Here is a 15,423-nt window from a genome sequence, read left to right as displayed (position 1 = left end):
CTGTAGGCATCGAGAATTTCTTTATGGTTCATACGATTAACTCCCTTCTATGATGTTTTGCACACTCTTAAAATCCAATTTCCCTTGCGCCACCTCTTGCATCAAACCGATGATTTGCTCGTCAGTGTACAGGCTGTTGGTTTGATTTTGCGGCAGAGCCTCCGCGCTTCGGTTTTTTCCTTCAGCTTTTAAAGCCACATAAGCAGAAAGCGCTTGGATTGTCTGGAATTCAAGAAGCTCCCGGCCGGTCAGCTTGAGCTGAATGGTCTTTTCTAAATGACGCATCAGCTTTCGGCCAAGAATTGAATCCATCCCGTATTCTTGAACGTTTCTTTTGAAATTGATTTGATGCCGTGACAGGCTCAGCTCTCGTTCCAGAAATTGTACGATGATGTCTTGAATGTGTTTCTCTTCATTGGACTCGTCAGTCTCACTTTGGACGACTTGTGACGATGGCCTAATATTCTTATCTGATGAGATCCAATAGCGTTCCTTTGCAAATGGATAGCCAGGTAACGGAACGATACGGACATTATTGTCTTCATGGAGCAGTTCCCAAGAAATATGATTTCCTTTCGTCCACCAATCTGCTATCTTTTTAAAATCTTTTTCTATGACGACCGTTTTCAGAGATGTCTCATCTCGTTCTTCTGAAATGTCTTCCACATTCCCTGTATAAAAGGATGTAAATTGGCCGAATGATTCACCATTCTTCACCGCTTCTGCAAATTCCTTCAATTTTCGCACCAGTTGTTCCTGATTATTCACTACGATCGCCAGTCTTGCTTCCATTGCTTTTCTTCCAACCTGGAGTGTATACGCAACATCAGGTAATGAAAGGCTGTCATTATGCTCTGCATACTCAAGCATTTGCAGAACAGCATCGTGAAGCCGATCCTCATTTTGAGCAGAAAGCACGATAACTTGCGGACATTCGGTTGGCTCTTGATGCGCGGATGCCTGCTCATCCGGAATGTATTCTTCAATTACTGCATGCGCATTCGTACCGTTGATGCCCGTTGTGCTGATTGTCCCCATCCTCGGATTGTGATTTTTTCTGATCCATGGCTGGTTCTCTTTGTGAAGCTCAAAAGGGCTTTCTGCAAACTGAATATAGGGATTGCTCGATTGACATTCATGGGTAGCCGGAATGGTTTGATTTTTCATAGCCATCAGCATACTGATCAAAGCAACCACACCGGAAGCTGCAAATGTGTGTCCGATTAATGATTTAATCGAGCCGATGGTGCAGAATTGCTTCTGTTTCGTATATTTGCTGAACGCACCCGTCAATGCCTGTACTTCAAGCGGATCTCCCAGATTTGATCCAGTGCTGTGCGCCATCACATATTGAATATCCAGCGGATTGATCTGATATTTTTCATAAATGCTTTCTATTAATTCCGCCTGGCTAAAAGGATTGGGAGCTGTCATTCCATTGGTTTTGCCATCATAATTCACGCCGCTTGCTTTTATACATCCATAAATGTGATCTTGATCTTCAATTGCCTTTGATAATGGTTTCAGCAGAACAGCTGCTACCGCTTCACCAGGCACAAGCCCATTGGCATCCTGGTCAAACACTTTGCATTGTCCATCTGGAGAAAGCATTTCCGCCTTTGTCAGCGCCTCATAAGACATTTGAGAAATATTCAGACTGACGCCGCCGGCTAAAGCCATTTCACAGTCTCCCTGACGCAAGGCTGCGCATGCCTGATGAATGGCTACAAGTCCTGAGGAACATGCTGCCGTCAACGCCATATTAGGTCCTTTTAAATCTAATGCATATGCAATTCGCGCAGCCAATGTGGCGTTTTGAGTGCCGGTAATGTAATCCGTATCACCGGTTAAGTGGGCATATTCTCCTTCTTCCACACCCACATAAACGCCGCAGGACTTTCCTTTAATCCGGTTTCCCATATATCCTGCGTCCTCAAATGTATGCCATGCTTCTTCCAGAAACAATCGCTGGCGCGGGTCCATACTTTCGGCTTCTTTAGGCGATATGTGAAAAAACAGCGGATCAAATCGGTCTATGTCTTTCAAAAATGCGCCCCATCTCGGCACTTCTGCTTTCTCTGGATGTCCTTTGACTTCACGCCAGTCCCAGCGGTCTTTCGGAATTTCTGAAATGCATTTTTTTCCGTTTTTCAGATTGTCCCACAATTCATGAACCGAATCAGCTTGAGGAAACCTGCCGCTCATTCCGATAATGGCGATAGGCTCTGTGTAAAGCTGCCGGCCGCTTCTATGGCTGTTTTGTGTTTCGAGTGCTGCAGAAACCGGCACTTCAGCTCTTGCCTGATTCTGAGTATCAGATGCATCATCCCGGTAAAATTCTTCGATCAGGCCTTTATGATCCGTTAAAAAGAAGCGGATCAATTCTTTTAAAGTCGAATAGCCAAAAAATAATGCAGGCGTTATCTCGACTTTGTAATAGTCAGTTAACACGTTCGAGAATTTAGCCAAGTAGATGGAATCAAATCCAAAGTCGGCCCAGTTCTTATTCAAGTCTAGCTTGTCTTTTGAGATCTTAAGCAAGGTGTGAATATGCGTTTTCAAGTCCATTTCCAAACGTTTTTCAACGCTTAGGTTCTTCATCCCGCCCGATGTTTCTTGTGCAGGGGCTATCATGTCCGGTTCTGGAATGGCACGTTCAGTCATTCCTAAAAAGCGGCGGACCCGGCTTGGCTGACCGGCTATGATAAGATGCTGCGCATCCTGCTGAGACAAAATATGTTCAAACATACGTATGCCTTCTTCCGCTTCTAAGAAGCGCTGACCGCTTGACTTCAAGTACATCTCGGTAGTTTCGTCATTCCCGATTGACATCCCGCCGTCCTTCCAAACAGGCCAGTTGATAACAAATGTATTGCCGTGATGAAGCTTGTCTCTGTAATGTGCATAAGCCATTTGGAACCGATTCCCTACCGCATAATCACAAAAACCAAAGTCTCCTAAAATAGCAGAAGACGAAGAGAAGTAACAGATAAAATCCAGGGTTTCTTTTTTAAACCACTCGTCAAGCGCGATCGTTCCATTGATTTTCGGTTCAATAATGCGCTTGAAGCTATCCATCTCTTTTTCAAAAATAGAGGACCCGCTCTCGATACCGGCGGCATGAATGACACCATTGATGGTGCCGTACCGGTCTTTTCCGCGTTTCACGCAGTCTCCCATTGCGATCGGATCACACACATCCGCCTCTGCATACATGGCTTCGCCGCCTAAATCCTTCAATTCTTTTAGCTGCTTTTGTTTTTCTTTATTGATAGGCGTTCGTCCTGTCAGAATGATGTTCGCGGCATAGTTTTTAGCCAAATGCTTGGCGAATAAATAACCGAGCCCTCCTAACCCGCCTGTAATCAGGTAAGTTCCCCCGGACTTCAATTTGCTGTTGCCTGGCTGTAACGTTGTCTGTTCAATCTGACATACATAACGTTTCTCATTCTGATACAAGATGGTTTGTTCGGTTGAAGCCTGTAATTCCGTCCAGATCTTACTTGTCCAATCGTCCATTGATTCTTTTGGAATTTGATCAGCATCCTGAAAGATTCCTGTCACTTTCGTATTCGGAAGGACTAGCCCGAGTGAACGTTCAAATCCTATCCATGATTCCAGATAACTTCGGTCAAGACCATTTTCAAAACATCCAGCCAATAACACACGGGCAGGTTGAAGCTTCGCAGCCGCTATAGCTTGCAATAAATAGACTGCACAGGAATAATCCTGACTACAACTTGAATCCTCCGTCGCCCATAAATAGAGGATTGCATCCGGTTCTCCATGTTCTTCCTGAATCCTACGGAAGGCTTTCTCAAAAGTGCCGGGATCCTTCCGTACAATTTGATAAGAGTATGGAGACTGTTTGCCGTACGTTTCTCCTTGAGAAACAAATATGACCTTGGTCTCTGAATCAAAGCTTTTCACAGCCGAAGCGAATGCTTGTTGCTTGTCTCTGTCAGTCAGAAAACAGACGAGAGTTGTGAAGCTTTTCGATGTGAGAGACACCTGCTGTTCTTTCCATACTTCTTTAAAGGTCATCACCTCGAAGTCTTCTTGCTCTTGGTGTTCTATATTGTTTTCAAAGGACGTTGTTCTCTTTTCAACACCTGATGCCCAGTAATGTTCCTTCGCAAATGGATATGTCGGCAGGCTGATTCGGATCGGCTTATGAGCTCCGTACAGCTTTGTCCAGTCAAAAGACAAGCCCTTCACCCAAAGATCAAGTAATTTCGTAAATTTCCCTTTGCTCATCCAGGCGTCTATCATCTTCTCCGTATCTTCATCAGCTGATAAGAGCGCTAATGCTTGTTTATTACCGTCGATACGATCCAGATACAGATCCTCTGCTTTCATTTCTATAAAATCTTGCAGCTTGCTCTCTAGATCTTCTATTGATTCGGCAATAAAGCCAAGCCTTTCCTCCATTGCTTCACGGCCTGTTTGCAGCGTAAAGGCAATCCGGACCAGATCTGATTCACTGTACCTTTTTTCGCGAACGGCAGTGAGCAGCTGCTCCGCTCTTTCTTGAAGCCGTTCACTGTTTTTCGCTGACAACACGATCAGAGCAGGAGGATGAGCTTGGGGTGTTTGTGCCCCGGTTTTCGGAATGTATTCTTCTAAGATCAGATGGGCATTTGACCCTCCGGCGCCAAAACTGCTTAATCCGGCGCGTCTTGGCACTTCCCGACCATCAATGATCGGCCGCTTCCATTCACCAAGCTTTTGCTGAACGATAAACGGAGTTTGACTGAATTCAATATTTGGATTCAAACGCTCAGCATGCAATGATGGTGCGATTTGACCGTATCTAAACTGAAACAGTATTTTTGTCAAACCAGCGATGCCGGCTGCACTTTCACAATGACCAATATTGGATTTGCTGGAGCCGATCGCGCAGAACTGTCTTTCTTGTGTATCTTCCTCAAACGCTTTTGTTAATCCAGCAATCTCAATCGGATCTCCTAATGCAGTGCCTGTTCCGTGTGCCTCCAGATAACTGATCGTTCTGGCTGGGATATTGGCATGCTGAATGGCTTCTTTAATCAGCTTGGCTTGGGCATTCGGATTTGGAACCGTATATCCGTTGGTTTTGCCTCCGCTGTTAATGGAGCTGGCCTTTATCACCCCATATATATGGTCACCGTCTTCTATTGCTTTTTGCAAAGGCTTTAAAATGACGGCACCCACTCCTTCTCCGTCAACAAACCCATCTGCGTCATCACCGAATGATTTACATTTGTCAGTTTCAGAGAGCATGTTCATGACAGATAAGTTCTGATAGTGAACAGGGTCGACAACTAAATTGACGCCGCCGGCAATGGCGCACTCACTTGATCCGCTGTAAATGCTTTCTAACGCCAAATGGATCGCTGTCAGAGAAGACGAACATGCTGTGTCAACAGCAAGGCTCGGGCCTTGGAAATTCAGCATATAGGATACCCTGTTGGCAATGGACCAATAGCCGTAGCCAGTAGGATAATTTTTGTTCATTACTCCGGCAAAGACGCCGACTTTTCTGCTTGAGCAGAGCGAGTCTGGTGTGTATCCCGCATCTTCAATACTCGCATAGGCGGTTTGCAGGAATAATCGCTCCTGAGGATCCATTCTTTCTGCTTCTAGCGGAGAAATTTGAAAGAATAAAGGATCAAAAGTATCCATACCTTTGATAAATCCGCCCCATTTTGTATAAATTGAGCCTTCTTTTCCTTTTTCTTTATCGTAATATGCTTTCCAATCCCAGCGGCCTTCCGGGATTTCCTCTATACAATTTCTTCCTTCTTTTAGATTGTTCCAAAATTCTTCTGCTGTCTCCGCCTGAGGATAACGCCCGGATATGCCGATAATGGCAACATCACGGCTGACCGATGCTTGTGCCAGTGATGGTGCTTCTTTCTCGCGGCTGCGGCCAAGCTTACGATAGCGCCGGGTTGTGTCAGGCGCCTGCCCAGCCTCCTGTGAAGATTTGTTATTGATTGCTACCGGCTTGTCATTTTGCACTTGACGGTCAAGGCCTGTCAGTCTCAAAAGTGCTGCTTTTTTCGTTTTGATTAAGTGTTCCACTAACGCGTCTATTGTCTGATACTCAAAAAATAAAGTGCTGCTCACATGGTCTAGTTCCTTACGTAATGTATTCGTGAGCTGAACAACGACAATAGAATCGATGCCGTACTTTTCAAGCTGTTCAGATGAATCAATTTTACTTGCAGGGATTTTCAATGTTTGTCCGATTAGTTTTTTCATATACTCGGTGCTTTTTTCTATCAAGACGGCATCTTTTGATGGTCCGCCTATCTCTGAAGCTACGTTTTGGACAGATGCCGGCTCCTTCCTCGCTGAAGAAAAATCCTTTTCTGCAGGAGGCACCATTTCCATAGCCATACGGCGCACCACTCCGTTGCTTGAGGCTGCTATGATCTGGTGACTGAGGTCATGTGCTGCTTCTGCCGGGAAGAACACGGATTCAAAGCCTTCGCTTTCTAAGACCTCTTTCCATTTGTTTGGATATAGACCAGGACAGCCGGGAATTCGCAGCGCAGGATCTTCATACAGCCACCAGCCTTCCAACAGTCCGAAGGTGATGTGTGGAAACAAGCTGTTTCCCGCCATTTCATTTAGTAACAGCAGTCCGTTGTGCTTCATCACAGCTTTTGCATGCCGCAGCGTTTGGCGAATATTTTTTGTCGCGTGAAGGACATTAGCGGCAATTACAACGTCATAGCCGCCTGCCTCGATTTCCTGCTGATCGATCGGTTTTTCTACGTCAAATAGCTGATATGTCAGGTAAGGATTTTCCGCCCCATACTCTTTTTCTGCATGCAGCAAAAACGCCTTTGAAAGATCTGTATAACAATATTCTCCTATATGATTTTGATGGGTTTTCAGTTTTTGAAAGATTCCGGCACTCGTGCCGCCAGTACCTGCGCCTATCTCCATAATGCGAATGGAGGCTTTAGGGTCCTGTTTCAGCCGTTCATCTACGTAAGCTGTTAACGTATCAGCGAGCACTGTATTGAAGTAGTCTGCAACTTGGTTATGCTTATAAATACCTTCCACCAATTCCATTGACGAATGAGGGAACATGATATCCGTCGCAGGCACCTTCCCTGTCAGGATATCCGGTAATGCTTTCAGCATGGCCTCAGCTAATACAACCATCGCTTTTGTGTTACTGTCTTGGAGCCATTCTGATTTTTTTGCATCCCATTCATTCCAAAGCATGTCTATATCCTCTGCCTTGTCCTTCCTCACCAAAGAATCTCCATCTTTTTTAAGGTAGTCTTGCTGCAGAAGGAATTCGCTGCTTTGCCGGAGCCACTTTTCATAAAACTCACGAGTATTGTTGTTTCCTTGAAGACGTTCAACCGATAATGTATGACCATCAAACAGCCCGGCCGTCTGCAGCTGTGCTAACAGAAGTCTGTAAAGGAGAGCGTCCAGCTCCTCGTGTGTTACTCTTTCTATTTCTCGTGTTTCCGGCAGGCGTCTCTTCAGGCTTTCGGCGTCTATCGAAGGCTGCTGCGGATAAAGGGTGATGAATTCCTTCTGATTCACGCCTTCGACTGCAACAGGTTTAGTCGTATGAATGAAAGCCGTTTGGCTGACAGGCCCTGAAAGCAGGGCTTCTAACGCTTTCATCCCTTCCTCAGGTTCAATTAAGCCTAAGCCAATTTGATTCATGAGCTGCACATAATTTTCATCTTCGGCCGCTTCACTGTTCCCCCAATATCCCCAATTCATGACGTTAACGGGACAACTCCAGCTTTGGGACAGCCGGTAAGCAAATGCATCTGCGAATGCACAGCCAGAGGCATAATGGCTTTGTTTCACATTTTTGATATGGGACACAAGCGAAGAGAAAAATAGAGCAAAATCCAAATCCTCCTGCTGAAATACTTGGGCCATATGAACACTTACATCCACCTTTGCCGCCAATCCAGTTCTGAATTCTTCGAGCGTCATATTTTCCAGGCTTTGTTCAAATAAAACCATTGCAGAATGAACGATCCCATGAATATGAGGATGGCGTTTTTTCACTTGTTCATAAGCCTGCTGCAATGAATGCATATCCGCAGCATCGGCTGCAATATAGTAAGGCGCAGGTCCAAGTGCCGAGAGACGGTTTAATTTTGCTTGGATGGCATCATTGATTTGACTGCGTCCAATCCAAACGATCTGTGCCTGATAGCGGCGGATCATATACTCACTCCACGCCTCTCCGATGTACCCAGCTCCTCCAATAACCACATACACTCCGCCGGTTCGATATAACGTATCATTTGAAGGGGATTGCTGATAGGGAATCAATTGCTGCTGATGCCATTGGTGATTCCGATAGGCCCACGCGTGCCCAAGACGGTCTGCAGGGAGTGTAAACATCTGTTTGATCGGCCAAGTGCAGCCTTCTTCAAGGTCAATCAGCCGGATATTCCAATGCGGATATTCCTTAGCCATTGTGCCAAAGAGTCCATGAATGCTAGCATGAGCAGGATTGACAGCTTCATGCTGAGTAATCGGCTGCGCTTGGACGGTGATAATTGACCATTCCAGCTTTTCCCCGCCATAGCCTAATTGAAGAAGTGCTTTCACAAGCTTAAATACGTGAAGAACGTTTTCTTCCTGTTCTTCAATAAACATTTGCTCTGAGTGTAGCGGAGCAATCCACAGTACATGGTCAATGCTGCCGCACGCTTGCAGCTTGTTCGCTATCGTTTCCATGTGATCTGCCGGCTGGATATCCAAAACCACAGCCTGAGGATAGTATTGTTTCATTAACTTCTGTTCGTGCTCAGTACCCCCTAATAAAACGGCTTGTCCACCGGCAGCCGAGACACCGCTCTCCGCATGTGGGGACACTGGTTCCCAGACAGGAACCATCATCGTATGTCCTATCGATGATGAATCCGCTGCTATTGCTTCCGGAGATTGATGTTCTCCTTCCAGCGCTCTAATGGAAGCACCCTTCATTTGCACACAGACATTCCCGTCTTCATCGCATAGTTCAATATCATACTTTCTGATTTTGTCCTCTGCCTTACTGTCTGAACTGAATCTAATATAAGACCACATTTCAGAAGGGCAAGGGGCAAGAATGTTAAGTTCCTGCATTGCAAACGGCAGAGACAGCTTATGGACTTGAGCATCCGTATTGACTGAGCTAACGATAAAACCAATCGATGCATGGAAAGCGGCATCCATCAAACTCGGATGGAGCATGAATTGCTTCTTACCGTCTTCCAAAAAAGCGGGCAAGGAGATTTTTGCAAGCAATTGTTCGTGTCCGATAAGCACTTTTTTAATCCCTTGATAGCCCTCTCCATAGTCAAGCCCTATCTTCCGAAACGCCGCATAGCATTGCTCTGACGTCACTGTATCCAGACTGCATTCCGCCTGCAGCGCTTTAATATCTAAAACAGGAATGTCCGGTTCAGCCCCTAGGATTGCAGTCCCTTGGCTGTGTATCATCTGGTTTTCATCTTTGCTGTAAATCTCATAGCTGATCTCTCCGCTATCCTCAGGATAAAGGCCAATATGTATCTCTTTTGGTTCACTTTCAATCGCGATAGGACGAATCCAGACGATGTCTCTGAGCGACACAATTCTTTGTCCATCTTCCAGATCACCCGCTGCTTTTTCCGCTGCTTCCCTTGCCATTTCTAAATAGGCAACACCCGGCAGGATTTTCTGTCCCTGCACAACATGATCTGATAGAAAAAATTCCTTACCTGTGAAGCTAGAGCTAAAGCGCTGCTCAGAAAAGTCTGACGTATTCCTATGCAGCAGCGGATGTAATGCAGAATTCGTTGTTCTGCCGCTGATTTTCGTCTCAGGTGCCGGTATCCAGTAGCGTTCTTTTGCAAACGGGTAGGTTGGAACACTTATTTTAAGCGGCTTGCGAGCGCCGTAGAGTTCATCCCAGTTGACCTGTTTTCCTTGAACCCATGATTCCGCGATGTTCTTCAAATCTCCCGCTTTTGCCCCGGTAAACCCTTGGCCCTCTTTGGCCTGTCCGGTCCAGCAGCAATCGGCTTCTTCACCTTTTACAAATGCTTGAAGTTGATGAATTAGATCCTTTATGTCTTTTACGATGAAGGCTGCCCGCTCCTCCATTTCCACCCGTCCTGCCTGCAGTGTATAAGCAAGCTCAAAAAGATTAATGTCCTCGTGAAGAAACTCAATGAGTTTGCCGGCGTATGCTTGCAGCCTGTCTATATTTCTCGCCGACAAGGGGATAATTGCCTCTTCATATTTCACAGAAACAGAGGCTGAGTCGTTCTCTTTCGGGATGTATTCTTCCAAAATGATATGCGCATTGGACCCTGACGCTCCAAACGAACTTACACCGGCACGGCGGGGATACTTAATCTCCATTCCGTTTTCTGTCAATGCCGGCTGCTCCCATTTCTTTGCTTCGCGCTGAACAAAAAACGGTGATTGATCCAGCTCCAAATAAGGATTCAGCTCTTCTGAGTGTAGGGATGGGACCAGCGTTTTATAATACAGCTGCAGAACGGTCTTCGTTAACCCGCTGATGCCGGCTGCAGATTCAGCATGGCCAATATTTGATTTCACAGAACCGATCGAACAAAATTGCTGATCCTGCGTATTTCGGCTGAAAGCCTTCACCAATCCTTGAATTTCAATTGGGTCTCCTAATGAGGTGCCGGTGCCATGCGCTTCCACATAGCCGACCGTACGCGGATCGATTCCTGTTTTTTCTAAGCAGGTTTCTATAACATCGGCTTGCGCTATAGGGCTCGGAACCGTAATACCGCTGACTTTGCCTACATGATTAATGGCACTTCCTTTTATGACGGCATAGATCCGGTCACCATCCTGTTCAGCTTTTTGCAGAGGCTTTAATAATACCGTTCCAACCCCTTCTCCAGAAACGTATCCGTCACCGCCTTCGCCGAATGTATGACAATAGCCGTCGCTCGAGTGCATCCCCACACTGCCATAGCTGATATATTTAGCCGGATGCAGAGATAAGTTGACACCCCCTGCTATCGCAGCCTCACATTCCCCATTCCGGATGCTTTCTATCGCCAAGTGAATGGCAGTCAAAGAGGATGAGCAGACCGTGTCCACCGCCATGCTTGGCCCATGGAAATTACAGTAGTAAGACACTCTATTGGCGATTTGCGCATAGTTCAGGGACAAAGGAAAGGGATTTTGTTCGGATAAAGCTTCAGCACCTATAAGGGAATAGTCCTTATGCATGACACCGGCAAAGACGCCGACATGCCGTCTTTTATTAGCGCCTCGCAGTGCAGCAATTGTCTCAGGCGTATAACCTGCATCTTCAATGGCTTCCCAGCATGTCTCTAAAAATAAGCGTTCTTGAGGATCCATGGTTTCTGCTTCTCTGGGAGAAATTCTGAAGAATTGCGGATCAAAGCAATCGACATCCTCAATGAACCCGCCCCATTTTGAAAAAGGCTTTCCTGAAGGTGTTGTCAGTTCATCGAATTCCTCCTTCCATTCCCACCGTGATTTCGGAATTTCACTGATGCAGTCTGTTCCAGCCTTAAGATTTTCCCAAAATTCTTGTATGTTTTTCGCCTTAGGATAACGGCCTGCCATCCCAATGATCGCGATGTCCTCCGCTTTTTTTGCCGGGGAAGAAGGAGCATCTAAAGACTCCGGCAGTGATGCAGGAGACTGGCGGACAGCATCGTCCGCCTCTCCAAACAAATAGTTTTCAGCCAAATGCGCTGATAATTCTGCAATCGTTGTATATTCAAACAGCAAAGTGGGAGAGAGATCTTCTCCAACATGAGATCCTATCGCCTGAACAATTTCAAGCAAGGATGGCGAATCTAACCCAAGCTCATAGTACCCGGCGTGAATATTCATTTGTTCTGCCGGTTTTTCAAGCTGTTCAGCCAGCAACTGACGCAGTAACCTTTCAAACGCATTGTATTTCCGGCCAGCGTCATGAGAGACAGAAGTTTCTTTTACCACTCTCTCTTCCTGGAGCTGATCGATTTCTTTTTCAGGCTGAAAGGCCTTCGCATCCCGGACAGACTTGCTTGCGAAGTTTTTAAGTTCGGCTACTTTTTGTCCAGAAGAATTAAAATATTCAATGGTCATATAAGTAAGCTCGTTTTTCTGGCGCACGGAGGAAGCCTGAATGCGCGCCGCACATTCTTTTTGTAATGGCTCCGAAGCTGTAAAGGATTCGAAAAACAAAGGCAGATACACAGTCTGTTCGTTTTTATTTACACTTGAGAGCAAGCCGCTTGACCCTAAACCGCTGCCGTCGATGAGCGTCGGATGAAACATAAAAGCCTCAGAATGAAGTAATGCTTCTTGTCCGACAGATACATCAATCAAAACGGCCTCTTTTGTTTCATACACCTGTCCTTCTGCTTTCATCATGCCTGTATGCACTAATTCTTGACGGCGGCATTGATCATAGATGTCGTCCAAATTCAGAATTCGGCCGGCCGCTTTTTTCCATTGATGAAGGTCGATCTTTTCCGTGAAAGCAGCTGGTGCTTTATGATGCATCTCGGCCGAAGCATATCGTCTATGACCTGATAACGACTCTCCATGCTGTTTTTGCCCTTCAATTAAGATGGACCATGTCCCTTTTTTGCTTTCAGACACTTGGATTGTCAGGGCAATGTCATACGATGCTTCCGCGATCAAAGGATAAAAAATGGTCAGATTTTTCAGTTCTAGCTCTTGATAAGCGTAACCATGTTCTTGGAATACTTGATAAATCAGATCTATATAAGCAAGGCCGGGTAATAACGCTTGTCCATATACCTTGTGATTGCACATGATAGGATTATTCAATGAGATGCGCAGTTGTTCAGTTATCATGTTCCCACTCCTCTCTTATTTGAAAGTTTTCCAAAACATTTCTTTAGGAGCACCCTTGTCTGAAAACCCTTGACCCCGCTCAGTTTGAGCTGATAGGGCTCGATTCTCTGTTAAAACGGGCCGCCGATGCAGTGCCGGCAGCGGCAAAGGCTTTCTTCTGATCGGCCGATCAGCCGAGTCATCCCAAGCTTCTATAATCAAGTGGGCATTCGTTCCTCCATCAGCAAAACAATTGATTGCTGCAGCCGGCGTTTTCTCTTTCCACTCGGCTTGTGTTTTACAAAAATACAAATCCGTTTCCTCAATATTAAAATGCGTCATTTTCTCATCACCTGACAGGAACGGAACCAATTGTCTATGTTTCAGCATCAAAGCGACCTTAATCAGGCTTGCTATCCCTTCTGCGCATAAAGGGTGGCCGATGTTAGGTTTAACCGACCCCAGTCCTAATGGAGCATTGCAGCGGGAACGGTAAATCGCTTGAATCGCCTTAAGCTCAAGCAAGTCCGTCACAACTGAACCAGATCCATTTGCTTCGAGATAACTGATTTCTTCAGGTTTTTTACCGCTTTTCTCAAGCGCCGACAGCATCACGTCCTTTTGCGCCTCAAGATTCGGTGCGGACGGACCTGCCGTTCTTCCGTCATTGTTTACAGCTGCGGCTTTAATGACAGCATAAATGGAATCTCCGTCTTCAAGTGCTTGGCTGACCGTTTTGACTAAAACCATTCCCACGCCTTCTCCTAAAACAACACCTTCTGCTCGATTGTCAAATACATGGAAATACGGCTTGTCACTTAAAAGTCCGCGCTCCTGAAACATTCGATGTGCATCTGTATCGAGCAAACTGACACCGCCGACAACCGCTGCCTCGATATCTCCGTTTCGTAAAGCCTGAATGGCCATATTCATGCCGACCAATGCAGAGGAACAAGCTGTATCCAGAACAATACTCGGTCCTCGCAAATCAAAAAATTGTGAAATATTAGCGGCTAAATAGTTTTGTCCTCCAGCCACAATCGGATTTCTCGCTTTTGAAAGACTGGATTGATTAGGCTTGTGCTGACTGCGACCTCCTATATAGACACCAGCCCGCATGCCTTTCATTTCCTTTTCGGTGTACCCGGCGTAATACATCAGCTTCAGACTTTCTTCCAATACTGCCAAAGCCTGCGGGTCCATTGCTCTGACATCATCATCGGACATCAGGAAGAAATCAGGATCAAATCGGTTCAGGTCCTCGATTACCCCGGCATAATACGAGCTTGAATTGCCAAAGCGTTCATGCGGCACAGGTTTGATCTCTGATCGACCGTCACGTATTAAATCCCAGTATGCCTCCAGCGTTTCCGCTCCGGGAAATCGGCATGTCAGGCCAACGATCGCGATGTCTTCTGCATGAACTGCCGGTTTTATATCGCTTGCCTTTTGCATTTGCTGTTTCACCGCGGAAGCCTGATCGGGCGGCAATGATGCCGCATCAGGCGCATGTTCTTTTGAGTCAGCTGAATGTACAGCATCTGATAAGGCAGATTTATATTCAGATATCAGCCACTTTGCAAAAGATTCTATTGTGGGGTATTCAAATAAAATAGATGGATCGATATCTCCTTTTAACTTTTGATTAATCTGCTGTAATAGCTGAGCCAAAATAATCGAATCTACTCCGTATTCTTGAAAAGGCTCATCAGTTTCAAGGTCTTCGGCGCCTATCTTCAGCTCGTCAGAAAAAATAGTCACAAGCCATTCTACTGTTCCATGGAACAAGCTTTGAGCGCTGTCTGAATTTCTTGTCTCAGCACGTTGGAAAGCCTTATCCGTCAGTGAGTGCTGCATGAGCTTACCCGGCTGCCATACATCTGTATGGTGAATCGCGGGCAGGACAACAGCTTGCTGTTTTTCAGAAAGAATCTGATCCAGAAGCTGCAATCCCTCCTCGTTATTCAAGCCTAACAGTCCGGTCTGTTCTAAAGCTTTGCTTCGAACCTCGCCTAAGCCGGTCTCCTTCCAATTTGGCCACTGAATGCTAACGATCGGATATTTATCTTTATGTGATTCTGCAAAATAATCCATAAATGCATTCGCCATTGCATAATCAGCTTGTCCGGCCGCAAGCACAGGGACGGTCGCTGATACAGATGAAAATAAAACAAAGAATTGCAGCGGCTCATCTTTGAGCAGGTCAAATAAGGTTTGAAGCCCTCCGACTTTCGGCTCCAGCACGGCTTGAATTTCTTCTGCTGATTTTCTTATAAATGCCGGATTATGTTTATTCACAGCCCCGGCACAATGAATCACTCCGCCAATCGCTCCCATCGTTTGCTGAATCGTCTCGATGCTTTGTTTGACAGCAAGCGGATCGGATAGCTGAAGAGACTGCACTTGTACTTGAGCACCCATTCCTTCCAACTCTTGGATGCATTTCAATTTCTGAGCAAGCGGCGTGTTTTTCGCTTTAAGAAACTCCCACTGTTCACGCGGGGGCATGACTTCACGGCCGGTGAGAACCAATCGTTTCACCCCGTATGTTTGCACAAAATGACGCGCGCACACCATTCCAAGCCCTCTTGTTCCCCCTGTAATCAA

2 protein-coding genes (1 of these 2 running past the window's edge) are annotated in these 15,423 nt (G+C 45.9%); both read right to left on the bottom strand.

Annotation, left to right across the window (positions count from 1 at the left end; translation table 11 throughout):
* Window positions 1-36 precede the first annotated feature (36 nt).
* Window positions 37-12,837: an SDR family NAD(P)-dependent oxidoreductase gene (locus NSU16_RS09205; RefSeq protein ID WP_339192542.1), complete on the bottom strand. Its 12,801-nt coding sequence runs from the start codon at window positions 12,835-12,837 to the stop codon at window positions 37-39.
* A gap of 15 nt (window positions 12,838-12,852) precedes the next feature.
* A protein-coding gene (locus NSU16_RS09200) for a type I polyketide synthase (RefSeq protein WP_339192541.1) crosses the window boundary here: on the bottom strand, window positions 12,853-15,423 show its 3' end. Its footprint extends 11,163 nt past the window's final position; 2,571 of the gene's 13,734 nt are visible here — the last part of the coding sequence; the start codon falls outside the window, past its right edge — the gene reads right to left on this strand; its stop codon occupies window positions 12,853-12,855.

This window comes from Bacillus sp. FSL K6-1003 (assembly GCF_037964945.1).
GTDB lineage: Bacteria > Bacillota > Bacilli > Bacillales > Bacillaceae > Bacillus > Bacillus mojavensis.
The sequence above is the reverse complement of the archived record's forward strand: the minus strand, read 5'-3'. Positions and strand labels throughout refer to the sequence as shown.